Raw genomic sequence first — 24,510 nt, 5'->3', positions numbered from 1 at the left:
CCTGTTGTTCATGTTTGATCCTCCCTGCGGCTACGGTAGCAAACCACCGTGCCGGTTGTCGTTGTCGTGCCAGCGCCTGTGTTGGGCGCCGGGGCCGGCTTCTTCATGACCTCGAACTCGCCGCTCTCATGCAGCACCTGCCGCCAACTGCTGCAGCCGTATCGTTTTGGCGTCTGGTCTGGGTGTTGCCGGTTGATCCAGGCGATGGCGGCGTTCAGCTCGACCCAGTGTGCCTGGCTGCGTAAGGGTGCCAGCGCCTGCTCCGCCTCGCGCAGGCTGCTAACGACGCCGCTGACAGGCCAGTTCACCTGACCGTCTGGCGCAATGCCGTCGATCAACATGTCCTTGAAGGCATCGCTGTTCATGAAGGTCGCAGCCAGGGCTCTGACGTTGTCCATATGCTCGGCCCAGGTGCGCAGCGTCTGGTAGTGCCTGTCGATGGTGGCCCGGCTGGCGTCCAGGTAGGCGACGGCCGCCTCACAGCGGTCGAGCTGCCCCAGGTCAAAGCGCTCCAGAAGGTGGTGCACCAGCTCGTTGCGCAGGTCCACGAGTTCCTTCAGCTCGGTCGTGATGGCCTCATGGCGCTCGGCGCTCCTCGCCATGCGTTGCTGGAAGCTGAACCAGAGCTTGTCGCCTGGAGACTTGTCGTCGGTCTCTTGCGCCGGGGCGCACTCGTCCTCCGCGCGCAGGTAGCCACCCGTGAACAGGCTCACCAACCCGCCCAGCGTGGTCTTGTGGACGCTCGCCACCCGGGCATCGCGCACAGCCTTCAGCTGTGCCGGCTCGCCCGCCAGATCGGTGTTCGCCACCATGGCCTTCAGCAGCCGCTCGTACTGCTGCAGACGCCAGATGCAGCCGCCCAGCTTGTGCTGCACCGCGCGCTGCAGCTCGGCCAGGCGGGTGCTGTCTGGGGCTGACGAGGCGGCGGCGTCCATGGTGGATCAGGCGGCCATTTCGGCGTCGACCTTGACGCGCCATTCGCCGGTCAGGAGCTTCTGCATCAGGCCGCGTTTGAGGGCGTTGTAGCGCTTGTGTTTTAGACGGAGCGAGACAATCTTCTCAGCCACAGTCTCCAGCAAAGAGCCGATTCGTACTTGCTCATCTAGCGGGGGGACGGCGAAGCGCAATTGATTCAGCGCTTGTTGTGTGATCTTCGGTTGAGCCGTTCCGCTCGCAAGCGTCGAGTAGTCCAGCGATTCAAGCAGTTCGACCAAGAACTGAATGTCGTACCCGGCCTTGGGGCGAAACACATGCGCGTGGTTGTTCACCCAAATCTTCCCGGTTGCCCTAAACGCCAAAGGAAGTTTTCTAGATAAGACGTTCTCGCCGTCTTCTCCGAGGAGTATGAAATCCCCGTCGAAGATGAAGTCATCTATCCAATCAATGACCCCCGATGCCCCGTAGTACGGAACCATGCCCTGACGTTGCGCGCGGTCTGCTTGCTTAAGCGGAACTCGCTGTCGATCAAGGTTATCAACGACATCATTCAGCGAGCGAACTTCCCAGGTTGCTGGAATTTCACCCTTCTCACTATCCTTGAACTCCGTATGCGGCACCCAACGGCCACCGGCATCTTGGGTGCCGGCGCCCCGGGTGAACAGCGTCTGCATCAGGCCCTGCTTGAGGGTCTGGGTGGCTTCAATCTGGCGCGCAATCACGTCCAGCTTGCCGTCCACGGCCGTCAGGATGGCGGCGATCTTTTGCTGCTCGTGGAGCGGCGGAAATACCACTGGCTCTTTGTGCACAACGTTTCTATTCAGAGTTGGCACGCCAGTACCAGTCGAGAAGCGCTCAAGACCAACAGCGTCAAGCTTGTAGTAGACGAACTTGGGCAAATTGCCCTTGAAGTCCCTCACATACAGCGATGTGTTGAGGGGCCAATACAGGCTTTCCGAATAGAACACTTTCCCAATTGTTCCGGACCTCCCAGTAATGACACCGGGCCCATCCGAAACACCAACATCGTGAGAACCAAGCAGTCCGTTGGAGCCAAAGATCGGCACGGTGCCGTCCCTTCGGTCTTGCACAGGAAGGTCTACACCCCGCTGAAGTTCTAGGAAGTCAAGCAATTCGCCAGATTGCCAATTGCTTGGGAGTCGCACCTCAACCGCGGGCACTGGGTTGAGTTCCGTCAGTTGATTCATTCTGAGTCGACCTCAAGTAGCCCCAGTTCTGCCAAGTAACCGGTCAGACGCGCATCAATCTGCGTCTCTTCCTCGGCCAGCGCCGCCAGTTGCACCAGGGTGGCCGCCACATCCACGGTCTCCTCGGTCTCCCCGTTGTCGATGTACCGCGCAATGTTGAGGTTGCCGTCATTGCCGCGAATCTCGTCCAGCGAGACCACACGGCAGTAGTTCTCCACCTCCGTCTGCTGCTCGAAAGCGGCCTTGTGCGTGCGTGCGATGCGCTCGATGTCCTCGGGGCGCAGGCTGTTCTGCGCCTTGCCTTCCAGGTAGTCGCGGCTGGCGTCGATGATGATGACCTTGCCCTGTAGCGCGGCCGGCTTGCGTTTGTTCAGCACCAACACGCAGGCCGGGATGCCGGTGTTGTAGAACAGCGCGGGCGGCAGGCCGACGATGGCCTCGATGAGGTCGCCCGGCTGTCCTCCGCTGGCGGCATCGGTGCCGAAGAGCAAGCCCTCTCGAATCTTGCCCTCCTCGCCGCTGCGGAACAGCACACCGTGCGGCAGGATGATGCCCATGCGACCGTCGGCCTTCAGGCTGGCCAGCATGTGCTGGGCAAAGGCCAGGTCTGCATAGCCGCGCGGCGGCACGCCGTAGCTGAAGCGGCCGAAGGGGTCGCTCACGCCTTTGTAGCTGGGCGTCTTGGGCTTCTTGTTGCTGCTGCCGGCGCCGCCTTCGCTGTCTTGCGCGGCTTCGGCTTCCAGCTCCAGCGGCGTCCACCAGGCCTTGGCGGAGAAGGGCGGGTTGGCGATGACGCGGTCGAAGGTTTTGAGGTAGCCGCCGTCCAGGTGCTTGGGCTCCACCAGGGTGTCGCCGCGCTCAATCTCGGCCCGCATGTTGTGCAGGTACAGATTGAGCTTGGCGATGGCCCAGGTGCCCAGGTTCTTCTCCTGTCCGTAGAGCAGGGCGTTGGGGCGGTCGCCCATCAGCGTGCCGCCGGGCAGCTTGGCGATGTGGTGGGCGCTTTCCACCAGCATGCCGCCGCTGCCGCAGGTGGGGTCGTACACGCTGTGGCCGGGCTGTGGGTCGATGAGTTCCACCACCAGCTGCACGACGGCCTTGGGCGTGTAGAACTCGCCGCCCTTCTTGCCGGCATCGTCGGCAAACTGCTTGATGAGGTACTCGTAGGCATCGCCCAGCATGTCGGCCTTGTAGAGGTCGGCATTGCCCAGGCGGTACTGGTTGAAGTGGCGCAGCAGACGCTGCAGCGTGGCGTCGGAGAGCACGCGCTTGTCGCCGTACTGCGTGGCGGTCAGCACATGCTGCAGCTCGGTGTTGTTGGCCTCGATGTCCGCGAAGGCCTTGTCCAGCGCCTCGCCGATGTTCTCGGTGCGCGCGATCAGACTGGGCCAGCGGGCGTCGAGCGGGAAGACGCCCCACTTGGCCTGCACCTCCACGGCAGCTTCCTTCTCGCTGAGCTTCTCGTCCTGTTCCAGCTGCCGGACTCGCTCCTCGAACACGTCGTTGAAGCGCTTGAGGAACAGCAGGCCGAAGATGTAGTTCTTGAAGTCCGACGAGTCGATGGAGCCGCGCAGGATGTTGGCGGACTCCCAGAGCCAGGATTCGAGGGATTCGAGGGTAAGTGCCATGAGGTGACAATGTTCTTGTAGGTCTGTTCAAGGAAACGGGCGGTTTTGGCGGTATGCATCCAAAGCTGCTGGGGTGAGCAGTGCCACGCAACGCGAGTGTGTGGGACACTGCCGATAAAACCATGCGAGAGTGGGCGACAGCCAGTGAAGCAACTCGATCAGGCGGTCGTCGATCAGGCGAAGGCGATCCAAAGACTCTTGTGGAGTCCTTGTGGGGCCATCAACGATATTCACCTGGCGTCCAGGCCGGTTGCGGGCTTCCTCCCTGAGGGGCCCCAGTTTCCAGATGGGCTCCAGGTGCGCGATCCTGTTTCGCAGGTCATTGCACAGGTCTAACCTTGCAAAGAAGGCATCTTGATGAGCTTGGGGCCGCCAGTACGTTTCGACCCGTTGACGATGGCCAGGAAGGACGTCCGGAATAATGTGATTCCAAGGAACCGCAACCTGATTGGTGTCCGTCGAGACATCCAAGAGCCTTGGCCAAAAGCCAAACGTGAGGTTCGAGACCACGTCATCCGGGGTGCGGGCCGGCTGGCGTGGTCGCCAGTTTCCTCTATTGTTTACATGAGTGATGTCGCGCACCTTTTCAAACGACTTCTGGGGAAGACGCAGGTGGGCATACCAATCGCGCGATCCGGCGCTGCCCAACTGGCCATATCGCTGACTTAGAGCTGCGTGGAACTTGTTGCGCAAGACGACCTCGATCAGGTCCGTGGTGCGAGCAAAGGCCTCGCGCAAGTCCTCGTTCCATTGATACAGCCCTAGCGCCTCCAAGTCGGTGCCTGCCTGAAAGAAGCGCCTATAGCTCCCCAGCCGAACGTGAGAAATGGCCTGAATCACCTCCTGCACGTTCTGGGCGGACATATTGTTGTAGTCAAGCACTCGTGTTATCCTTGAGATGTAGGCGCTTGGGTACCATGGCTTGACAAGTCTCTCTTCGGACGGACGTCAGGTTCCAAGACGCAATAGAGGAGGCGGCCGCGTAAGCGGCCGTTTTCCTTTGTGTTACGCACGATGCACCTCCTGGATGAGGCTAGCAAACCGGCTCTCCAGACCTTCCAACTCTGCTCGGAGCTGTGCACGCTCCAACCGAAGGGCCTGCAGGTCCACCTGCTGGAGCTGCTCCACGGCACCCACATAGCGAACTACATTGAGATTGCATTCGTTCTGAAGAATGATGTTCTCTAACGACACCAAGCTGGCGTAGCCTTCAACATCCGCCCTGGCTGCATAGGTGGACACGATCCGCGCCAGATCCTCATCGCATAGCTGGTTTTGGGTTTTCCCGTGCTTGAACTGGCGGCTGGCGTCAATGAAGAGCACTTGCCCGTCGCTCTTGTCCTTACGCAACACCAGCAGTGCAATCGGCAGGGACGTGTATGGAAGCAGCTTGGCTGGCAATGCGATCACTGTGTCCACGAGGCATTCCTCCAGCAGCTGCCTGCGAATCTGGAGCTCCGCACCGCTCCGGAAGAGGACACCATGGGAAACCACGACTGCCATGCGGCCGTGACCAGGCTTGAGCGTCTTCACCATGTGGCTGATGAACGCGTAGTCAGCCGAAGCGCGGGGCGGAACTCCGCGTTGGTAGCGCCCGTAGGGATCGGTCGCTGCGGCTTCTTGTCCCCAATCCTTCACATTGAAGGGCGGGCTTGAAACCACCACGTCGAACGTCTGCAGTTGGTTTCCAGCCACCAAGAGCGGGTCTTTGAGGGTGTCTCCCCATGCCAACTGCGCGGCGAGCTCTCCATGCAAAAACATGTTGATTTTTGCGAGGGCCCAGGTGCTGCCGTTCTTCTCTTGGCCAAACAGCTGACAGCCCTCACCGCCAGAGTGAGCACGTGCGAAGCCACTGCAGGTCAACAACAACGTGCCAGAACCGCAGCACGGATCGCCAACGCTTTCCCTACCTTCGGGCTGGAGGATTTCAGCGATCAGCCGGGAAACCCCGGGCGGGGTGAAGAACTCGGCGCCTCGCTTGCCGGCAACGGCTGCGGCCTCGCTTATGAGCGTTTCGCAGGCAAAGCCAGCCGCTTCGGCACTTGCGCCTCCTCGAAAGTTGAACTCTGGCAAACCGAAGCAGCCCAGCAGATCAGCGATGAGGTGTTGCCTTTGCTTGGGTTCACCCAGCAAGGAGGAGTCGAAGCGGACGCTGTGAAAGGCGCCTTGCAGCAGCGGGTGCTGGTTCTCCAAGTCCGCCAGTGCCCGGTCAATACGCCGCCCGATATCGGGCATGTGCTTGGCGTTGAGCAGTTGCTCAAAGGATGGCACCGATTCGGCATCCGCGTCGAGCGCAACCGCATGGCTAGCTTCGTCGGCAGTACGGTCAGAGGCGTACTTGAATACCAGCAACGCCAGGAGGTAATCACGAACCTCTCCAACATCGGCCACGCCACGAACTGAATCGAAACAGCGCACGAGTGCATGACGGATTGCGTGCTCGGCCTCAGCATCAAGCATGTGCGCCCCCACTGTGCGAAAAGGGGTCGGCCATATGAGCTACCTCAATGGTGTCTAGTTCTGTCAACCGATGCCGGATGGCAGCGATCCGCCCCGCCAGTTCAACAATCTCCGCGATACGGTGTTGGAGTCCCATGTCGGGGAGGTCCACCTCTAGCGTCTGAAGAGCCGTCTTGGTCAACGCTTTGATACTGGTGCCTGTCAGCATTTGCTTGAGCTTGACGTGGGTAGTCGGCAGGTTGAGAAACCACACCAAGTAACCCGCATCTAACGCGGCGGCCGGTCGGATCACATTCAACTGACCCACCGGCAGAACTGGCACGTCTGCCCCGGTAAAAAGCGATGCCCTGTAGTAGTCGCCCCGTGAAGGGATGACCACATCACCCGCTTGCAGGCAGTTCGCGCGGTACTTCTCGGCCACAACAACCCGCGGCAGTTCGCTCCAGCTAACTGGCGTCGCAGCCAAAACGTCCCGGATGGCCAACGCACGCACGTTGCCTTCAGGATGCTCTTGCGGTGCTTGATCCCGGAAGACCACTGCTGTGTGGACTTCCGCCAAGTCGTTAAGGGTACGAATGGAATTCATCGAATAACTCTACTGCTGGCGCAGTGTAGCGCCGCCTGCGTTCGGGTGCAAGCAGTAGAGTTATTTGTTTTTGATGGACTTGTTGTGTTCTGGACGTCTGGCGGTGAAGTCGAGCCAATGAAGAGCAAGAACCCCAGAACTTTCGCAGCTTATGGGGGCCCGTTTCGCACCTTATGTGGTGCTCTACACGCTTCAAACGTCGATGTTCCCCGCCCGCAGTGCATTCGTCTCAATGAAGTCCCTGCGCGGCTCCACCTCGTCCCCCATCAGCATCGTGAACACCCGATCCGCCTCGATCGCATCGTCGATCTGCACGCGCAGCAGGCGGCGCACTTCGGGGTCCATCGTGGTTTCCCAGAGCTGCTCGGGGTTCATCTCGCCCAGGCCCTTGTAGCGCTGGCGGGCGGTGGTGCGTTCGGCCTCGGAGATGAGCCAGGCCATGGCCTGGCGGAAGTCGCCGATCTTTTCTTCCTTCTGCTTCTCGCCCTCGCCACGCAGCGCTTTGGCGCCTTCGCCGATGAGGCCGCGGAAGGTGTTGGCGGCCTCGGCCAGGGCGGCGTAGTCGGCGCCGTGCACGAAGTCCTGCGTGATGATGCTGCTCTTGACGTTGCCGTGGTGGCGGCGGCTGATGCGCAGGATGGGTTTGTCGGTGCGTGCGTCGAATTCGCTGGCCACTTCGGCGGGGATGCCGTTGGTGGACAGCTCGCGCAGTTTGGCCTGCAGCGCCACGGCGCTGGCTTCGGCGTTTTCGACGGTGTCCAGGTTCAGGCTCACGCTGTCGGCAATCGCGCGCAGGGCTTCCTGGTCCATGAAGGCCGAGAGGCGGTCGATGACGTGTTCGGCCAGCTGGTGTTTGCGCGCCAGTTCGGCCAGGGTGTCGCCCGACAGGGTCTGCGGCTGGGCGCCGCCGGTGGTCACGCTGGCGTCGCGCAGGGCTACGCGCAGCAGGAAGGTGTCGAGCGCCGGGGCGTCCTTCAGGTACAGCTCTTCCTTGCCGTTCTTCACCTTGTAGAGCGGCGGCTGCGCGATGTAGATGTGGCCGCGCTCGACCAGCTCGGGCATCTGGCGGTAGAAGAACGTCAGCAGCAGTGTGCGGATGTGCGCGCCGTCCACGTCGGCGTCGGTCATGATGATGATGCGGTGGTAGCGCAGCTTGTCGACGTTGAAGTCGTCGGCGCCGCTCTTGCCGTCCACCGCGCCGCCGGCTTTGCCGATGCCGGTGCCCAGCGCCGTGATGAGCGTCAGGATTTCGTTGGAGGTGAGCAGCTTCTCGTAGCGCGCCTTCTCCACGTTCAGGATCTTGCCGCGCAGCGGCAGGATGGCCTGGAACTTCCGGTCGCGGCCCTGCTTGGCGGAGCCGCCGGCGGAGTCACCCTCGACGATGTAGATCTCGCACAGCGACGGGTCTTTCTCCTGGCAGTCGGCCAGCTTGCCGGGCAGGCCCATGCCGTCCAGCACGCCCTTGCGGCGCGTCATCTCGCGGGCCTTGCGCGCGGCTTCGCGGGCGCGGGCGGCTTCGATGATCTTGCCGCACAGGATCTTCGCGTCGTTCGGGCGCTCTTCCAGGTAGTCGGTCAGCGTCTTGGCGACGATGTCTTCCACCGGCGCGCGCACTTCGCTCGACACCAGCTTGTCCTTGGTCTGGCTGCTGAACTTGGGCTCGGGCACCTTCACGCTCAGCACGCAACAGAGCCCTTCGCGCATGTCGTCGCCGCTGACCTCGACCTTGGCCTTCTTGGCCAGTTCCTGCTGTTCGATGTACTTGCCGATGACCCGCGTCATGGCGGCGCGCAGCCCGGTCAGGTGGGTGCCGCCGTCGCGCTGCGGGATGTTGTTGGTGAAGCAGAGCACCTGCTCGCTGTAGCCGTCGTTCCACTGCATGGCGACTTCGACGCCGATCTCGGTGCCGGGGATGCCGCCATAGCTTTCAGCCGGGCGCGCGCCCGTGGCGTGGAACGCGGTGGGGTGCAGCACCTTCTTGCTGGCGTTGATGAAATCGACGAAGCCCTTCACGCCGCCGGCGCCAGAAAAGTCATCCTCCTTGCCGGTGCGCTCGTCCTTCAGACGAATGCGCACGCCGTTGTTCAGGAAGGAAAGCTCGCGCAGGCGCTTGGCCAGGATCTCGTAGTGGAAGTCGTTGTTTTCCTTGAAGATCTCGGTGTCGGGCAGGAAGTGCACTTCGGTGCCGCGCTTGTCGGTCTCGCCGGTCACGCGCATGGGCGAGACCTCGACGCCGTTCACCGTCTCCAGGATGCGGTTCTGCACGAAGCCCTGGCTGAATTCGAGCACGTGCACCTTACCGTCGCGGCGCACCGTCAGGCGCAGCATCTTGCTGAGCGCGTTCACGCAGCTCACACCCACGCCGTGCAGGCCGCCCGAGACCTTGTAGCTGTTCTGGTTGAACTTGCCTCCCGCGTGCAGCTCGGTCAGGGCGATCTCGGCCGCCGAGCGCTTGGGCTCGTGCTTGTCGTCCATCTTCACGCCGGTCGGAATGCCCCGGCCGTTGTCGGTCACGCTGATGGAGTTGTCGGAATGGATGGTGACGACGATGTCGTCGCAGTGGCCCGCCAGGGCTTCGTCGATGGAGTTGTCCACCACCTCGAACACCAGGTGGTGCAGGCCGGTGCCGTCCGACGTGTCGCCGATGTACATGCCGGGGCGCTTGCGCACGGCCTCCAGGCCTTCCAGGATCTGGATCGCGCCTTCGCCGTAGCCTTCGCTCGCACCGGCTTGCTGGGTGTCGATCTTGGGCGTGGTCACGGGCGTGGGCTGCGCGTCGTCGCCCGCGCCGTTCTCGGAAGGTGCGGGCAGATGGTTCTCAGCGGTCATGGATGGCTAGCCTTGGGGTCCGTGGAAACGCAGGGTTTCCCATTGTCGATTCGATATCAAAAAGGGCTCCAGCGCTTGATCCATCAAGGCCTGTAGCTATCAAAATAGTAGCAAAGGCGATGGAGGGCACCGGAACCCGTCCGCAGTGCGTCAGATGCGCATCGGCATCACCACGTACTTGAAGCTCTCGTTCTCGGGGATGGTGATCAGCGCCGAGCTGTTGCCGTCGGCCAGCTCCACCTTCACCATGTCCTGCCCCATGTTGGCCAGGGCATCGATGAGGTAGGTGACGTTGAAGCCGATCTCGATCGTGTCGCCGCCGTAGTCGATGTCCAGCTCGTCCACCGCCTCTTCCTGCTCGGCGTTGTTCGAGGCGACCCGCAGCGTGCCGGGCTCGATGTTCAGGCGCACGCCCTTGAACTTGTCGCTCGTCATGATGGCCGTGCGCTGCAGGCTGGCCAGCAGGGGCGCGCGGCCCAGGGTGACGCTGTTCTTGTGGCCCTTGGGGATCACGCGGTTGTAGTCGGGGAACTTGCCTTCCACCAGCTTGGTGACGAACTCCATGCCACCGAAGGTGAACTTCGCCTGGTTGTTGGCAAACTGCATCTCGATGTGGGGCTGGTTCTCGCCGCCGGCGTCCGACAGCAGGCGCTGCAGCTCCAGCACCGTCTTGCGCGGCAGGATGACTTCCTGCTTGGGCACTTCGACGTCGAGCGTGGCGCTGGCGAAGGCCAGGCGGTGGCCGTCGGTGGCGACCAGGCTCAGCGTCTTGCCCTCGGCCACGAACAGGATGCCGTTCAGGTAGTAGCGGATGTCCTGCACCGCCATGGCGAACGAGACCTGGCCCAGCAGGTCCTTGAGCACCTTCTGCGGCACGCTGAACGCGGGGCCGAAGGCGGCCGATTCCTGCACCAGCGGAAAGTCTTCGGCCGGCAGCGACTGCAGCGTGAAGCGGCTCTTGCCGCCCTTGAGCACCAGCTTCGACTGCTGCGATTCCAGGCTCACCGTCTGGTCGCCGGGCATGGTCTTCAAAATGTCGATCAGCTTGCGCGCGCCCACTGTGGTGGTGAAGTCGCCCGTGTCGCCGCCCAGCTCGGCCGTGGTGCGGATCTGGATCTCCAGGTCGCTGGTGGTGAGCTGCAGCGCGTTGCCCGTCTTGCGGATCAGCACGTTGGCCAGGATGGGCAGCGTGTGCCGGCGCTCGACGATGCCGGACACCGACTGCAGAACCGCGAGAACCTTGTCTTGTGTTGCCTTGAGGACAATCATGTCGTCAACCTTCGGTGATTGGGGAAAACGTGCGTGGGCGGTGCTTCATGGCCTGGAAGCCGCAGGCCCCCCTCCGGGCGCCCAACACGCCATTTTGCCTTTGAAAGCGGCCGCGAATGCGGGCGTGCTCCATCGGGCCAGGGCGCGCCACCGGCTAGCCCTTGAGCGTCTGCTCCAGCACGTGCAGTTGCTGGTTCAGCTCGGTCAGTTGCTGGCGCTCGCCAGAGATCTTGCGCACCGCGTGCAGCACCGTGGTGTGGTCGCGGCCGCCGAACAGCTCGCCGATCTCGGGCAGGCTCTTTTGCGTCAGCTCCTTGGCCAGGTACATGGCGATCTGCCGCGGCCGCGCGATGGAGGCCGGCCGCTTCTTGCTGTACATGTCGGCGACCTTGATCTTGTAGTAGTCGGCCACCGTCTTCTGGATGTTCTCCACGCTGATCTGCCGGTTCTGGATCGACAGCAGGTCGCGCAGGGCTTCGCGCGCCAGCTGGATGGAGACTTCCTTCTGGTTGAAGCGCGAATAGGCCAGGATCTTGCGCAGCGCGCCTTCGAGCTCGCGCACGTTGGAGCGCACGTTCTTGGCGACGAAGAAGGCCACCTCTTCGGGCATGTCGGCGCTCTCGGCGCGGGCCTTGTTGATCAGGATGGCCACGCGCATCTCCAGCTCGGGCGGCTCCAGCGCCACCGTCAGGCCTGAATCGAAGCGCGACACCAGCCGGTCGTGGATGTTGGTCAGGCCCTTGGGGTAGGTGTCCGACGTCATCACGATGTGGCTCTTCTTGGTCAGCAAGGCCTCGAACGCGTTGAAGAATTCTTCCTGCGTGCGGTCCTTGTTGGCGAAGAACTGCACGTCGTCGATCAGCAGCAGATCGAGCGAGTGATAGCGCTCCTTGAACTCGTCGAAGGTGCGCCGCTGGTAGGCCTTAACCACATCCGAGACGAACTGCTCCGCATGGATGTAGAGAACTTTGGCGTCCGCCTTGTCCTGCAGCAGGCGGTTGCCCACCGCGTGCATCAGGTGGGTCTTGCCCAGGCCCACGCCGCCATAGATGAAGAGCGGGTTGTAGAGGTGGCCAGGTGAGCCCGCCACGTGCATGGCGGCGGACCGTGCCATGCGGTTGGCGGTGCCTTCCACCAGCGTCTCGAAAGTCAGTGCGCTGTTGAGTCGGGTGCGGAACGCGCCGGCCCCCGGCGCGGACTCGTCGGCCGCCGCGGGCAGGGCCTCGCTGTGCGGTGTGGGCTCCACTGCGGCGGGGCGCACGTAAGTGCGGACCACGCTTTCCCGCTGAGCGAGCGCTAACTCCAGAGTCACGGGCTGGCCGTAGAGGCCCTCCAGCAGGGCGGCGATGCGGCCGGCGTACTGGGCACGGATCCAGTCGAGCTTGAAACGGTTGGCCACCAGCACGGTGACCTTGGTGAAATCGGGCGCCACCTGGGCGGCCAGCGGCTTGATCCAGGTGTTGAACTGCTGCTCGGGCAGGTCTTGGGCCAGCTGTTCCACGCAGGCTTGCCACAACCCCTGGCCGGCATCGCCGCCGGGCTCGTTCATCGGGTCGTGGGAGAGTTCCTCGGTCATGGCTGCGGCTTCTTTTTGTGTGGATAGGAGGAACGAATGAAGGGGCGCGATTCTAGCTTGTCAAGGAGTTATCCACAACCTGCGGCCTCTTGTCCCGGCAGCTTTGCGGGCCATCGCGCGCCGGCCGCCACGGCGGCGGCGAAAAAGTGTTGAAGCGGCATTCGATTGCCAGCCACGCCCAAGCCTGCAATAATCTCGGGTTTCCCTGAATGTGTTCAGGGTGATGAAGCCCGGGCGGCCTTTTTCTCCTTTTCGTGGGAAGTTGCTCGGCGGCGCATGCCCCTTACAGGGCCGGCCCGTAACTGACCCCCAAGGATCGATCATGAAACGTACTTACCAGCCTTCCAAGACCCGCCGCGCCCGCACCCACGGTTTCCTCGTGCGCATGAAGACCCGCGGCGGCCGCGCCGTCATCAACGCCCGCCGCGCCAAGGGCCGCAAGCGCCTGGCCGTCTAAGCGCGCAGGCCGTTCGGCTTTCGGCCCACCACCGCCTTCCCCGCTTGCTGCCTTGCGCTGCCACGTCCCCGGCCGGGACATCGCTGCCATGCACCGGCTGAAGACCCGCCTGCAGTTCCAGGCCGCCATGGCCGGCGGAACTGTTTCCCGCACCGCGCACTTCGCGTTGCACCGGCTGGGTCTGCAAGGAGGCGGCGGCGCCCCTTCCGCCCCCCCCGGGGCGGCGGTAGCATCGCCTTCCACAGGGCCCGGTTCCTTGCCGACGACGCAGGGGCCGCAGGCCCTGTTTGCCGTGGCGCGGAGCGAACGCCCCGGGCCGTGGATGGGGGCGATGGTGCCCAAGCGCTGGGCGCGCCGCGCGGTGACGCGCAATGCCATCAAGCGGCAAATCCACGCCGTGGCGGCCACCTTCGAGGCGCAGCTGCCGGTGGCCGCGCACGTGGTGCGGCTGCGGGCCACGTTCGACCGCAAGCAGTTCCTGAGCGCCACGTCGGATGAGCTCAAGCGGGCCGTGCGCGCCGAGCTGCTGCAGCTGTTCGGCCACGCCGTGCGGCGTTCCGGCGGCGCCCCCGCTTCGGCGGCTGCCCCCGCAGCGGCGGCGCCTTCCGCGGCGCCCGGCGGAGTCGCGGCATGATGCGCGCACTGCTCATGGGCCTCGTGCGGGGCTACCGCCTGCTGCTCAGCCCCTGGCTGGGTTCGGCCTGCCGGTTCGAGCCCACCTGCTCGGCCTATGCGCTGCAGGCGCTGGAGCGCCATGGCGCCGCGGCGGGCAGCTACCTGACCGTGCGCCGGCTGGCGCGGTGCCATCCGTGGTGCGACGGCGGGCTCGACCCCGTGCCGGACGAGCCGCCCCGGGCGGCGCGCCTGTTTTCGCGGCTGATGCCCTCCGCCTCCCCTTCGTCCTCACCTAAGAAGACTTCATGAACGACATTCGCCGCACCATCCTGTGGGTGATCTTTGGCTTCTCCATGGTCCTGCTCTGGGACAAATGGCAGATCCACAACGGCAACAAGGCCACCTTCTTCCCCGCGCCGGTCGCGCAGACGGAATCCGCGCCCGCCAATGCGCCCGCTGCTTCCGCCTCTTCGGCCCCGGCCGCCGCCAGCGGTGCCAACAGCGTGCCCGCCGCGCCCGCGGCCACCGGCACGGCTGGCGCTCAGCAGGTGCCGGGCGGCGCCGTGCCACCCGCGCAGGCCGCTGCCCGCGAGCGCGTCACGGTCACCACCGACGTGCTGCGCCTGGGCTTCGACACCGAGGGCGGCACGCTGGTGCATGGCGAGCTGCTGCAGTACGCCGACATGGCCGACAAGTCCAAGCCCTTCGTGCTGCTCGACGAGAGCTCCCAGCGCGTCTACCTGGCGCAGACCGGCCTGATCGGCGGCAACTTCCCCACGCACAAGACGCCGATGACGCTGGTGCCCGGCTCGCGCACGCTGGGTGACAACGAGAACGAGCTGAGCGTTCGTTTCGAGTCGGCCGACCTGGGCGGCGTGAAGCTGGTCAAGACCTGGACGGCCAAGCGCGGCGCCTACGACATCTCGGTCAAGCACGAGATCGTCAACACCGGCACGGCCCCCGTGTCGCCCCAGCTCTACCTGCAGCTGGTGCGCGACGGCAACAAGCCGCCAGGCGAGTCGTCGTTCTATTCCACCTTCACCGGCCCGGCCATCTACACCGAGGCCAAGAAGTACCACAAGGTCGAGTTCAAGGACATCGAGAGCGGCAAGGCCGAGATCGACAAGTCCTCGCCCAACGGCTACGTGGCCATGGTGCAGCATTACTTCGCCTCGGCCTGGCTGCTGGCCGACGGCATCCAGCGCGACCTGTTCGTGCGCAAGGTGGACAACAACCTGTATTCCGTCGGCATGATCATGAAGGTCGGCGAGATCGCACCGGGCCAGTCCAAGGCCGTCGATGCGCGCCTCTTCGCCGGCCCGCAGATCGAAACCATGATGGAAAAGCTGTACCCGGGCCTGGAACTGGTCAAGGACTACGGCTGGCTCACCATCCTGTCCAAGCCGCTCTACTGGCTGCTCGACCAGCTGCACAAGCTGCTGAACAACTGGGGCTGGTCCATCGTCGCCCTGGTGCTGCTGCTGAAGATCGCCTTCTACTGGCTCAATGCCAAGGCCTATGCGTCCATGGCCAAGATGAAGGCCATCAACCCCAAGATCACGGAAATGCGCGAGCGCCTGAAGGACAAGCCGCAGCAGATGCAGCAGGAGATGATGCGCATCTACCGCGAGGAGAAGGTCAACCCGATGGGCGGCTGCTTCCCCATCATGATCCAGATCCCGGTGTTCATCGCGCTCTACTGGGTGCTGCTGTCCAGCGTGGAGATGCGCAACGCGCCCTGGATCGGCTGGATCCGCGACCTGTCTTCGCCCGACCCGTACTTCATCCTGCCGCTTTTGATGACGGCCAGCTCGCTGCTGCAGACCGCGCTCAACCCCGCGCCGCCGGATCCGCTGCAGGCCAAGATGATGTGGTTCATGCCGCTGATCTTCAGCGTGATGTTCTTCTTCTTCCCGGCCGGCCTGGTGCTGTACTGGCTGACGAACAACATCCTGTCGATCGCGCAGCAGTGGATCATCAACACCCGCATGGGCGTGCCGCCGCAGTTCAATCTGCCGAAGTTCCGCTGACCGTGCACCGGCATGGTGCGCCGCCGCTGCGGCGCGCCATTCGGACAATCCCCAACGGCCGCCCTCGGGCGGCCGCTGTCTTTTCGGTACGTTCATTGCTAGGCTGTCTGCTTCCCTCAATCGTTTTCTTTCTGGAGGCTCGTTGATGCAACAACAGCGTTTGAAACTGATGAACCGAACCCTCGGCACCGTGGCCCTCGTGGCGCTGCTGGCAGCCGGTTCGGCGAGTGCGGCCACCCTGCGGTGGGCAGGCGCCAACGACATCCTGACCGCGGACCCGCACGCCCAAAACCATCAGACGACGCATGCCTTCCTGCAGCAGGTCTATGAAAGCCTGGTGCGCTACGACCAGAAGTACCAGATCCAGCCCGCGCTGGCCACGCAGTGGACCCAGGTCTCCCCGACTCAGGTGCGCTTCGAATTGCGCAAGGGCGTCAAATTCCACGACGGCTCGCCCTTCACCGCCGACGACGTGGTGTTCTCGCTGACCCGCGCCATGACGCCGCCCTCCAACATGCAGTCGTCCGTGCAGAGCCTGAAAGAGGTCAAGAAGATCGACGACTTCACCGTCGAGCTGATCCTCAAGGGCCCCAACCCCGTGCTGCTGCGCGAGCTGACCGAGGCGCGCATCATGAACAAGGCCTGGGCCGAGAAGAACAACTCGGCCAAGGCGCAGGACTACGCCGGCAAGGAAGAGAACTTCGCCTCGCGCAACGCCAACGGCACCGGTCCCTTCAGCCTGGTCGGCTGGCAGCCCGACGTGAAGATCACGCTCAAGAAGAACGACGCCTGGTGGGACAAGCCCACCGGCAACATCGACGAAGTGGTGTTCACGCCCATCAAGTCGGCGGCCACGCGCTCGGCCGCGCTGATCTCCGGCCAGGTCGATTTCGTCGTCGACCCACCACCGCAGGACCTGGCCCGCATGAAGGCCAGCCCCGACCTGAAGCTCATCGAAGGCGCCGAGAACCGCACCATCTACCTGGGGCTGGACCAGTTCCGCGACGAGCTGCCCGGCGCCGGCACGCCGGGCAAGAACCCGCTCAAGGACAAGCGCGTGCGCCAGGCGCTCTACCAAGCCATCGACTCGGCCGGCATCCACAGCCGCACCATGCGCAACCTGTCGGTGCCCGCCGGCACCATGGTCGCGCCCATGGTCAACGGCTGGAGCAAGAGCCTGGACGAGCGCGCCGCCAAGTACGACGTGGAAGCCGCCAAGAAGCTGCTGGCCGACGCCGGCTACCCCGACGGCTTCGCCCTCAAGCTCGACTGCCCCAATGACCGCTACGTCAACGACGAAGCCATCTGCCAGGCCGTCACGGCGATGTGGACGCGCATCGGCGTGAAGACCACGCTGCAGGCCGCACCCATGGCGCAGTTCGTCAGCCGCGTGATGAACAACGACGTCAGTGCCTACCTCTTCGGCTGGGGCGTGGCCACGTTCGACGCGCTCTATTCGCTCGACTCGCTCATGTCCACCAAGCAGGGCAAGACGGCGGCGGGCGTCTACAACGGCGGCCGCTTCAGCGACCCCAAGCTCGACGAGATGATCGGCCAGATCAAGGTGGAGATGGACACGGCCAAGCGCGACGCCCTGATCGGCAGCGCGCTGAAACTGGTCAAGGACGAGTACTACTACCTGCCGCTGCACCACCAGATCCGCCCCTGGGCGATGCGCAAGGGCGTGGAGACGCAGCACCGCGCGGACGACCGCCCGATGCCCATCTGGACGACCATCAAGTAAGCCCGCACGGCACACGGCTGCGCACCGCGGAGCGCGCCCGGGTGCTACCAAAATCGTAGCTGCCCGCGCTGGATCCATCGGCCCTGGGATGAGAAAATCATTCCAGAGGCCCGTGGAACCAGCGCGGGCAGCTATTTTTTTGATAGCGGCGGCTTGCGTGGAAGCTCGGCGGGCGCCCGCCCCGGGCCCGGCCGCAAGGGCGGCAGGGCTATCATCGCCACTCCCTTTTCCGCCCGCCCCGCCGGAGTCCCCGAGCCCATGCTGCCCCGCCACACCGACCCCATTGCCGCCATCGCCACCGCCCCGGGGCGCGGCGCGGTGGGCATCGTGCGCGTGTCGGGCAAGGGCCTGGGCGGGCTGGTGCAGGCGCTCTGCGGCCGGGCGCTGAAACCCCGCGAGGCCACCTACCTGCCGTTCCGCGACGCGGCGGGCCAGCCCATCGACCAGGGGCTGGCGCTCTACTTTCCCGCTCCGCACAGCTACACCGGCGAAGACGTGCTGGAGCTGCAGGCCCATGGCGGCCCGGTGGTGCTGCAGCTGCTGCTGGCGCGCTGCCTGGAGGCCGCCGCCGCGCCGGCGGCCGAGGGAGGCCCCGCGGTGCTGGCCGGGCTGCGGCTGGCGCAGCCGGGCGAATTCACCGAGCGCGCCTTCCTCAACGACAAGATCGACCTGGCCCAGGCCGAAGCCATCGCCGACCTGATCGACGCCAGCACCGAGGCCGCGGCCCGCAGCGCCAGCCGCTCGCTGGCGGGCGCCTTCTCGCAGGAGATCCACGCCCTGCGCGACGCGCTGGTGCACCTGCGCATGCTGGTGGAGGCCACGCTCGACTTTCCTGAAGAGGAAATCGACTTCCTGCGCAAGGCGGACGCCGCCGGGCAGCTATCGAAACTGCAGCAAACCCTGGCCGAGGTCATGCGCCGCGCCAGCCAGGGCGCGCTGCTGCGCGAGGGCATCAAGGTCGTCATCGCCGGCCAGCCCAACGCCGGCAAGAGCTCGCTGCTCAACGCGCTGGCCGGGGCGGAGCTGGCCATCGTCACGCCCATCGCCGGCACCACCCGCGACAAGGTGCAGCAGACCATCCAGATCGAAGGCGTGCCGCTGCACGTGATCGACACCGCCGGCCTGCGCGAGAGCGACGACGAGGTCGAGAAGATCGGCATAGCCCGCGCCTGGGACGAGATCGCGGCCGCCGATGCCGTGCTGTTCCTGCACGACCTCAGCCGCGCGGATGCTCCTGAATACAGAGCAGCAGAAGCCCATATCGCGGGCGCCATCGCCCACAAGGTGCCGGCCAGCGTGCCCGTCGTCGACGTCTGGAACAAGCTCGACCGCGTGCAGGGCGACGTCGTGGCGCTGCCGAGCATGGCGGGGCAGGGCGGTAGCGAGGCGGAGCAGGGCGGCGCGCCCCGGCCCTCGGTGCGGCTCTCGGCGCGCACCGGCGCGGGGCTGGACGCGCTGCGCCGCCTGCTGCTGGAGGTCGCCGGCTGGCAGGCCGCGCCCGAAGGGCTCTACATCGCCCGCGCCCGGCACATCGCCGCGCTGCAGGCGGTGGACGGCCACCTGATGGAAGCGGCCGCCCAGCTGCACGCCGCCGGGCCGGCGCTCGACCTGCTGGCCGAGGAATTGCGGCTCGCGCAGCAGGCGCTCAACGCCATCACCGGCGAATTCACGTCCGACGACCTGCTGGGCGTGATCTTTTCCAGCTTCTGCATCGGCAAGTGACCGGCAGGACGGCGCCCTGCGGCCCTGGCCGCCCCCTTGTGCCGATGCGCAATCAAGGGTACGGTCGCCGCCGATGAGCGCCGCCACCCCACCCCCCACTTCCCGCACCGACCTGCGCGGCCTGCTGCAGGCCCTGCAATCGGCCTCCGGTGCCAGCGACGACGGCCTGGACAACGTGCTGAACGCCGAGCAGTGGGACGCCCTCGCGCCCTACCTGCTGCCCCTGTCGCTGCCGGCCGGGCAGGTGCTCTTTCGCCAGGGCGAGCCGGACCGCACCCTCTACCTGGTGGAAAGCGGCACCCTCAGCGTGCATTACGAGGACGAAAAGGCGCGGCTGCGCCTGGCCATCGTCGGCCCCGGCTCCATCGTCGGCGAGGGGGGGTTCTTTTCGCACCGGCCGCGCAGCGCCACGGTGCAGGCCGGCGCCGCGTGCGTGCTGTGGACCCTGACGGCGATGCGCTTCGCCGAGCTCTCCAACCGCCAGCCCGCCGCGGCCCTGCAACTGGCGATGGTCGCCGGCGCCGTGCTGGCGCGGCGCATGGGCAACCGCCGCCGCCGGATCGCGGTGACCTGAGAACGCCGTCCGCACGCTGGCGGAATCGGGCGCTCCGCGTACGCAAGCCGGCCGGGCCGCGGGCTACACTGATCCGCCTCCCTTTACTGCGCCTCTCCGAAAGTACGGCATGTCCCTGTTCAGCTGGTTGTTCCGCAAACCCACGCCTTCCCGCCATGGGGCGGCGGCATCGGCGCAGCGGCACGGCCGCGTCGCAGGCTTCGCCCCGCCGGGCGCCGGGCCGGTGGAGCCCTCGCTGCAGCCCGCCGCCGGTGCGTCCGGGCGCCGCAACGAGCGCCTGGAGCGGCGCGAGCTGCTCTACGCCGTGGTGCGCGACGCCATGGTGCGCGCGGGCGTGCTGTCGGCCGGCTACAAATTCAAGGTGCTGTCGCTCGACCAGCGCGGCCAGCGCTTCCTGGCCATGGTCGATCTGTCCCGCGACTACGGCGGCGAGACCGTGCGGCTGAGCGAGATCGAGGCCCTGATCGTGCAGACCGCGAAGGCCCGCTTCGACATCGAGGTGACGGCGGTGTACTGGCGCATCAGCGACCAGGTGCCGGCCAGCGCCAACAGCACCCATTCCGCGCCCGTGCCCACGCCCGCGCCAACGCCGCCGCTGGTGGTGGTGGCCCCGGTGGTGCGCCCCGCGCCCGTGCTGCCACCCCGGCCGGCGTCCGCGCCGGGCGCGGGCCGCACCGAACCCCTCGAGGCCGACGAGGTGGCCGAATTCAAGCGTGCGTTGCTGCGCGCCGCCGCCAGCCGCCAGAACGCCGCCCCCGCCCCCGCCGCCGCCGCCGCCGCTGGCGCCGCCCCGGCCCCGGCTCCGGCGATGCTGCCCGGCGAATCCGTGCGCACCGGCCCGGTCGGCTCGGCGCTCTCGGGCCGCACCGGCTTCGAGGACACCGAATTGCCCGCGCAGGACCAACGCCCGCAAGAACTCAGCACCACGCAGTTCGGCCAGCTCTAGGGAATTTCTGCACGAAGCACCGCGCCGTGTGCATCTGCGGATCCGGGCAGTCTGCGGCGCTGCCAATCCTCGCCAGGGCCGGACCGGCTCAGTGGCCGCTGAAATCCACCAGCGTGAAGAGCGGCAGCCCGGCCTCCGTCAGGCGGCGCGAGCCGCCGAGTTCCGGCAGGTCCACGATGGCGGCGCCCTCCGTCACGGAGGCACCCAGCTTCTCCAGCAGGTTCTTGCCGGCCATCATGGTGCCGCCGGTGGCGATCAGATCGTCGATCAGCAGCACGCGGTCGCCCGGTTGCACGGCGTCGGCGTGCAGCTCGACGGTGGCGCTGCCGTACTCGAGCTCGTAGGTTTCCTCGACGGTGGTGAAAGGCAGCTTGCCCTTCTTGCGGATCGGCACGAACCCCACGTTCAGCTCGTAGGCCACCACGGCCCCCAAAATGAAGCCGCGCGCGTCCAGCCCCGCAACCACGTCGGGCCGCAGCGCGCGGTCCATGTAGCGGTGCACGAAGGCGTCGATCATCACGCGGAACACCTTCGGGTTCTGCAGCAGCGGCGTGATGTCGCGGAACTGCACGCCCGGCGCCGGCCAGTCGGGCACGGTGCGGATGTGCTGGCGCAGGTAGTCGTTGACGCTGAAATGCTGCATGGGGCTGAGTGTGGGGTAGGAATGGGGGGCGCCGCCCGGGGCGGGGCGCCAGTGTAAACAGCGCCCGGGCGCCGTCGCATAATGTCCGCGTCGGCTCCGACACGTCCCGCCTCCGCGGCCCGCGAGGCCTTTCTCGATGAAGCCCGACGCCCATGTCCCTTTCCATCCTGCTCGTCGACGGTGATGCGGCCCACGCGCAGGCCCTGGTGCGCGCGCTGGCCGACGCCTGGCTGGGCTGGGGGGTCGACGTGGCGCCCACCGTGGCCGATGCCTGGGGCTACCTGGCCGCGGTGCGCTGCGACGTGATCGTGGCGGCCGAGCAGGTGGCCGACGGCGGCGCCTACGACGTGCTGGAGATGGCGCGCGGCGTTCCGGTGGTGATCGCGGTCCCCGAGGACGGCGTCGGCCGCGCCGGCCCCGCGCTGCGCCACGGCTTCAGCGACTTCATCGTGCGCGACGCCGCGCATGCCTACCTGCTCACGGTGCCGGCGCAGATCGAATCGGTGCACGAGCAATGCAGCGCCGCCCGCGTGCGCGAAGCGGCGCAGACGCTGCAGGCGCGCCAGCACCGGCTGCTCAATGCGATCTCGCGGGCGCAGTCCTTCTTCATCGGCGGCGATGCGGCGGGCGCCTTCACCCTGCTGCTGCAGGAATTGCTGGTGCACACCCAGAGCACCTGCGGCTTTATCGCGCACCTCGGGCCGGACCTGGCGGCGGCGCCCCAGGGCGGCGCGGAAGGCGCCGGCCCGGCCGATGCGGCGTGCAGCGACGCCGCCGCTGCCCGCGTGATGCGGCTGGTGTGCGTGGCCGGCCCTTGGCCGCAGGGGCAGGCCGCGCCCGCCGACGGCAGCGCCTGGCCCCTGCCGGAGGCCGCCGGACCCGCGCCGGGGCTGCTCGCCCGGGCGCTGGCGGGCACGTCCCTGGCCTGTGGCGACGGCCGCGCCGCGGGCGCCGCCGGGCTGGAAGCGGCGCTGCCGGCGCAGCAGCCGTGCGCGGCCCAGGCCCTGGCCGCGTCGGGCGAGCCCGTCCTGCTGCTGCTGCTGTCGGGCCGCGCCGGCGGCTACCCGCCCGACGCGCTGCGCGGCCTGCAGCCGCTGCTGGGCACGCTGGTGCAGATGGAGATACCGCTGCGCGCGGACGCGGGCCGGCGCACGGTCGAGGCGCAACTGGCCCGCGCCACCGAACGGCTGCGCGAGCAGACCCAGGCGCTGGAAGGCACGCTGGCGGCGGTGGCGCAGGGCATCACCAACGTCGACGCGCAGGGCCGCATCCGGGTCCACAACCGCCGTTATCTCGAACTCCTGGAACTGCCCGAGTCCCTGCTGCAAGGCGCGCCCCGGGTGGAAGACGTGGTGCGCTTCCAGGCCGAGCGCGGCGACTTCGGCGACGCCTTCCGCTACATCGAGCCGGGCGCCCGCAGCTATGTGCAGGGCGAGTACGCCGCGCACGGCGGCCGGCTGCAGATGCCCGAGGTCTACCTGCGCAAGACCCGCTCGGGCCGCCACCTGGAAATACGCACCCGGCCGCTGCCGGGCGGCGGGCGGGTGCGCACCTTCACCGACGTGACCGACTACGTGGCCACGCAGGAGGCGCTGCGCCTGAGCGAGTCCCGCTGGCGCAGCCTCACGCAGCTGTCGTCCGACTGGTACTGGGAGCAGGACGCCGCGTTCCGCTTCACGCGCGTGGAAGGCGCGCACCACCTGGAGATCGGCACGCGGCCTGAAGAGCTGCTGGGCAAGACCCGCTGGGAGCTGCCCAGCCAGGGGCCGTCGCCGGCGCAATGGCGGGCCCACCAGCAGCAGCTGCAGGCGCACGAGGTGTTCCATGACCTGCAGCTGCAGTACCGCGGCCACGACGGCGCGTTCGCGTGGGTGTCGATCAGTGGCGAGCCCTTCTATGGCGCCGAGGGCGAATTCCTGGGCTACCGCGGCGTGGGCCGCGACATCACCGAGCGCAAGCAGGCCGAGGCCGAGATCCACCGCCTGGCCTTCTTCGACGAACTCACCGGCCTGCCCAACCGCCGGCTGCTGCTGGACCGGCTGGAGCAGGCCACCGCGCTCAGCGACCGCCTGGGCCGCTACGGGGCCGTGCTGTTCCTCGATCTGGACAACTTCAAGCACGTCAACGACACGCTCGGCCACGAGTGGGGTGACGCGCTGCTCGTGCAGGTCGCCCAGCGGCTGTCCGCCGGCCTGCGCGCCAGCGACACGGTGGCGCGCCTGGGCGGCGACGAGTTCCTCGTCGTGCTGCCCGACCTGGATGCGCTGGAATCGACCGCCAGCCAGGAAGCCCGGGCGGTCGGCCACAAGCTGCTGTCGGTGCTGAACCAGCCCTATCTGCTGGGGAGCCGGGAAGTGCACAACAGCCCCAGCATCGGCGCGGCGCTGTTCCGGGGGCGCGGGCAGTCGGTCAACGAGCTGCTGCAGCGGGCCGACCTGGCCATGTACCAGGCCAAGGCGCAGGGGCGCAACATGCTGTGCTTCTTCGATCCGGCCATGCAGGCCGCCGCCAACGCCCGCTCGGTGCTGGAGGCCGATCTGCGCGTGGGGCTGCAGCGGGCCGAGTTCTTTCCGCACTACCAGCCGGTGGTGGATGCCGAGGGCCGCGTGCTGGGCGCCGAGGCGCTGGTGCGCTGGCGGCACCCCCAGCGCGGCATGGTGCCGCCCGGCGAATTCATCGCCGTGGCGGAGCAGACGGGGCTGATCCTGCCGCTGGGGCGGCTGATGCTGCGCGCCGCCTGCGACCAGCTGGCGCAGTGGGCCGGCCAGCCCGCCACGGCGCAGTGGACGGTGTCCGTCAACGTCAGCGCCCCCGAATTCCGCCATGCCGACTTCGTGCAGCAGGTGGTGGCGGCGCTGGCGGCCAGCGGCGCCAGCCCGCGCCGCCTGAAGATCGAGCTGACCGAGAGCCTGCTGCTGCACGACGTGGAGGACACCATCGCCAAGATGCAGGTGCTGCGCCAGCAGGGCATCGGCTTCTCGCTGGACGACTTCGGCACCGGCTACTCGTCGCTCGGCTACCTCAAGCGCCTGCCGCTGGACCAGCTCAAGATCGACCAGAGCTTCGTGCGCGACGTGCTCACCGACCCGAACGACGCGGCCATCGCCTGCACCATCGTGGCCCTGGCGCAGAGCCTGGGGCTGGACGTGGTGGCCGAAGGGGTCGAGACCGAGGGCCAGCGCGAATTCCTGCTGCGCAACGGCTGCCAGCGGTTCCAGGGCTACCTGTTCGGCCGGCCGGCGCCCGCCGACCAGCTGGCGGCGGCCTTCGCAGCAGGCGGCTGACGG

General features: G+C 66.5%; 19 protein-coding genes. 9 read left to right on the top strand and 10 right to left on the bottom strand.

What is annotated here, in order from left to right; all coding sequences use genetic code 11:
• Positions 1-8 precede the first annotated feature (8 nt).
• The 9 genes from ABWV53_RS05685 to dnaA form a co-directional block, all read right to left on the bottom strand.
• Positions 9-935 (bottom strand): OST-HTH/LOTUS domain-containing protein, encoded by a 927-nt coding sequence (locus ABWV53_RS05685; RefSeq protein ID WP_353363824.1) that lies wholly within the window; start codon positions 933-935, stop codon positions 9-11.
• Positions 936-941: 6 nt separating this feature from the next.
• On the bottom strand, positions 942-2,144 hold the full coding sequence (locus tag ABWV53_RS05680; RefSeq protein ID WP_353363822.1) for a restriction endonuclease subunit S: 1,203 nt from the start codon (positions 2,142-2,144) through the stop codon (positions 942-944).
• Positions 2,141-3,772, bottom strand: a complete 1,632-nt coding sequence (locus tag ABWV53_RS05675) for a type I restriction-modification system subunit M (RefSeq protein ID WP_353363820.1) — start codon at positions 3,770-3,772, stop codon at positions 2,141-2,143. Before ABWV53_RS05675 ends, ABWV53_RS05680 begins: the two co-directional genes overlap by 4 nt.
• Before the next feature lie 27 nt (positions 3,773-3,799).
• On the bottom strand, positions 3,800-4,654 hold the full coding sequence (locus ABWV53_RS05670; RefSeq protein ID WP_353363818.1) for an Abi family protein: 855 nt from the start codon (positions 4,652-4,654) through the stop codon (positions 3,800-3,802).
• 123 nt (positions 4,655-4,777) lie between these two features.
• On the bottom strand, positions 4,778-6,232 hold the full coding sequence (locus ABWV53_RS05665; RefSeq protein ID WP_353363816.1) for an N-6 DNA methylase: 1,455 nt from the start codon (positions 6,230-6,232) through the stop codon (positions 4,778-4,780).
• Positions 6,225-6,818, bottom strand: a complete 594-nt coding sequence (locus ABWV53_RS05660; protein WP_353363814.1) for a restriction endonuclease subunit S — start codon at positions 6,816-6,818, stop codon at positions 6,225-6,227. Before ABWV53_RS05660 ends, ABWV53_RS05665 begins: the two co-directional genes overlap by 8 nt.
• A 192-nt stretch (positions 6,819-7,010) precedes the next feature.
• Positions 7,011-9,647: a DNA topoisomerase (ATP-hydrolyzing) subunit B gene (gene gyrB / locus ABWV53_RS05655; RefSeq protein WP_353363812.1), complete on the bottom strand. Its 2,637-nt coding sequence runs from the start codon at positions 9,645-9,647 to the stop codon at positions 7,011-7,013.
• A gap of 150 nt (positions 9,648-9,797) precedes the next feature.
• Entirely contained in the window at positions 9,798-10,916 is a 1,119-nt protein-coding gene (gene dnaN, locus ABWV53_RS05650; RefSeq protein ID WP_353363810.1) for a DNA polymerase III subunit beta, read from the bottom strand.
• Positions 10,917-11,070: 154 nt separating this feature from the next.
• Positions 11,071-12,492: a chromosomal replication initiator protein DnaA gene (gene dnaA / locus ABWV53_RS05645; RefSeq protein WP_353363808.1), complete on the bottom strand. Its 1,422-nt coding sequence runs from the start codon at positions 12,490-12,492 to the stop codon at positions 11,071-11,073.
• 322 nt (positions 12,493-12,814) lie between these two features.
• Between dnaA and rpmH the strand changes: the two genes are divergently transcribed.
• The 8 genes from rpmH to ABWV53_RS05605 all read left to right on the top strand — a co-directional run bounded on the left by rpmH (position 12,815) and on the right by ABWV53_RS05605 (position 20,580).
• Positions 12,815-12,949, top strand: coding sequence for a 50S ribosomal protein L34 (gene rpmH, locus ABWV53_RS05640; RefSeq protein WP_005798102.1), 135 nt, complete (start codon positions 12,815-12,817; stop codon positions 12,947-12,949).
• Between the two features lie 88 nt (positions 12,950-13,037).
• Complete coding sequence (locus tag ABWV53_RS05635) at positions 13,038-13,583, top strand: ribonuclease P protein component (RefSeq protein WP_353363805.1); 546 nt, start codon at positions 13,038-13,040, stop codon at positions 13,581-13,583.
• Entirely contained in the window at positions 13,580-13,873 is a 294-nt protein-coding gene (gene yidD, locus ABWV53_RS05630) for a membrane protein insertion efficiency factor YidD (protein ID WP_353363803.1), read from the top strand. Before ABWV53_RS05635 ends, yidD begins: the two co-directional genes overlap by 4 nt.
• Positions 13,870-15,594, top strand: coding sequence for a membrane protein insertase YidC (gene yidC, locus ABWV53_RS05625; protein ID WP_353363801.1), 1,725 nt, complete (start codon positions 13,870-13,872; stop codon positions 15,592-15,594). Before yidD ends, yidC begins: the two co-directional genes overlap by 4 nt.
• Before the next feature lie 169 nt (positions 15,595-15,763).
• Entirely contained in the window at positions 15,764-17,338 is a 1,575-nt protein-coding gene (locus ABWV53_RS05620; protein ID WP_353363799.1) for an ABC transporter substrate-binding protein, read from the top strand.
• 258 nt (positions 17,339-17,596) lie between these two features.
• Positions 17,597-19,060, top strand: a complete 1,464-nt coding sequence (gene mnmE / locus ABWV53_RS05615) for a tRNA uridine-5-carboxymethylaminomethyl(34) synthesis GTPase MnmE (protein WP_353363797.1) — start codon at positions 17,597-17,599, stop codon at positions 19,058-19,060.
• 73 nt (positions 19,061-19,133) lie between these two features.
• Positions 19,134-19,634 (top strand): Crp/Fnr family transcriptional regulator, encoded by a 501-nt coding sequence (locus ABWV53_RS05610; RefSeq protein ID WP_353363795.1) that lies wholly within the window; start codon positions 19,134-19,136, stop codon positions 19,632-19,634.
• Positions 19,635-19,743: 109 nt separating this feature from the next.
• A complete protein-coding gene (locus tag ABWV53_RS05605; RefSeq protein WP_353363793.1) occupies positions 19,744-20,580 on the top strand; it encodes a hypothetical protein in 837 nt (278 codons plus the stop codon).
• Positions 20,581-20,668: 88 nt separating this feature from the next.
• Here the strand turns inward: ABWV53_RS05605 and ABWV53_RS05600 are convergent, their stop codons facing one another.
• Entirely contained in the window at positions 20,669-21,223 is a 555-nt protein-coding gene (locus tag ABWV53_RS05600; RefSeq protein ID WP_353363791.1) for an adenine phosphoribosyltransferase, read from the bottom strand.
• A 152-nt stretch (positions 21,224-21,375) separates the two neighbouring features.
• On the opposite strand from ABWV53_RS05600, the gene ABWV53_RS05595 reads away from it, so the two are divergent.
• Positions 21,376-24,507 (top strand): EAL domain-containing protein, encoded by a 3,132-nt coding sequence (locus ABWV53_RS05595; protein ID WP_353363789.1) that lies wholly within the window; start codon positions 21,376-21,378, stop codon positions 24,505-24,507.
• The last annotated feature ends 3 nt before the right edge of the window (positions 24,508-24,510 follow it).

The sequence above is a fragment of the Acidovorax sp. FG27 genome (genome assembly GCF_040365715.1).
Classification (GTDB): Bacteria; Pseudomonadota; Gammaproteobacteria; order Burkholderiales; family Burkholderiaceae_C; genus Paracidovorax.
This window is presented reverse-complemented; position numbering and strand designations above follow the sequence as displayed.

Bases quoted from the DNA above. Each gene is read 5' to 3' on its own strand.
- ABWV53_RS05620 (WP_353363799.1), top strand. From the start codon at position 15,764: ATGAACCGAACCCTCGGCACCGTGGCCCTCGTGGCGCTGCTGGCAGCC.
- dnaA (WP_353363808.1), bottom strand. From the start codon at position 12,492: ATGACCGAGGAACTCTCCCACGACCCGATGAACGAGCCCGGCGGCGAT.
- ABWV53_RS05635 (WP_353363805.1), top strand. From the start codon at position 13,038: ATGCACCGGCTGAAGACCCGCCTGCAGTTCCAGGCCGCCATGGCCGGC.
- ABWV53_RS05660 (WP_353363814.1), bottom strand. From the start codon at position 6,818: ATGAATTCCATTCGTACCCTTAACGACTTGGCGGAAGTCCACACAGCA.
- ABWV53_RS05680 (WP_353363822.1), bottom strand. From the start codon at position 2,144: ATGAATCAACTGACGGAACTCAACCCAGTGCCCGCGGTTGAGGTGCGA.
- yidD (WP_353363803.1), top strand. From the start codon at position 13,580: ATGATGCGCGCACTGCTCATGGGCCTCGTGCGGGGCTACCGCCTGCTG.
- dnaN (WP_353363810.1), bottom strand. From the start codon at position 10,916: ATGATTGTCCTCAAGGCAACACAAGACAAGGTTCTCGCGGTTCTGCAG.
- ABWV53_RS05610 (WP_353363795.1), top strand. From the start codon at position 19,134: ATGAGCGCCGCCACCCCACCCCCCACTTCCCGCACCGACCTGCGCGGC.
- ABWV53_RS05600 (WP_353363791.1), bottom strand. From the start codon at position 21,223: ATGCAGCATTTCAGCGTCAACGACTACCTGCGCCAGCACATCCGCACC.
- ABWV53_RS05605 (WP_353363793.1), top strand. From the start codon at position 19,744: ATGTCCCTGTTCAGCTGGTTGTTCCGCAAACCCACGCCTTCCCGCCAT.
- rpmH (WP_005798102.1), top strand. From the start codon at position 12,815: ATGAAACGTACTTACCAGCCTTCCAAGACCCGCCGCGCCCGCACCCAC.
- ABWV53_RS05685 (WP_353363824.1), bottom strand. From the start codon at position 935: ATGGACGCCGCCGCCTCGTCAGCCCCAGACAGCACCCGCCTGGCCGAG.
- yidC (WP_353363801.1), top strand. From the start codon at position 13,870: ATGAACGACATTCGCCGCACCATCCTGTGGGTGATCTTTGGCTTCTCC.
- mnmE (WP_353363797.1), top strand. From the start codon at position 17,597: ATGCTGCCCCGCCACACCGACCCCATTGCCGCCATCGCCACCGCCCCG.
- ABWV53_RS05595 (WP_353363789.1), top strand. From the start codon at position 21,376: ATGTCCCTTTCCATCCTGCTCGTCGACGGTGATGCGGCCCACGCGCAG.
- ABWV53_RS05675 (WP_353363820.1), bottom strand. From the start codon at position 3,772: ATGGCACTTACCCTCGAATCCCTCGAATCCTGGCTCTGGGAGTCCGCC.
- ABWV53_RS05665 (WP_353363816.1), bottom strand. From the start codon at position 6,232: ATGCTTGATGCTGAGGCCGAGCACGCAATCCGTCATGCACTCGTGCGC.
- gyrB (WP_353363812.1), bottom strand. From the start codon at position 9,647: ATGACCGCTGAGAACCATCTGCCCGCACCTTCCGAGAACGGCGCGGGC.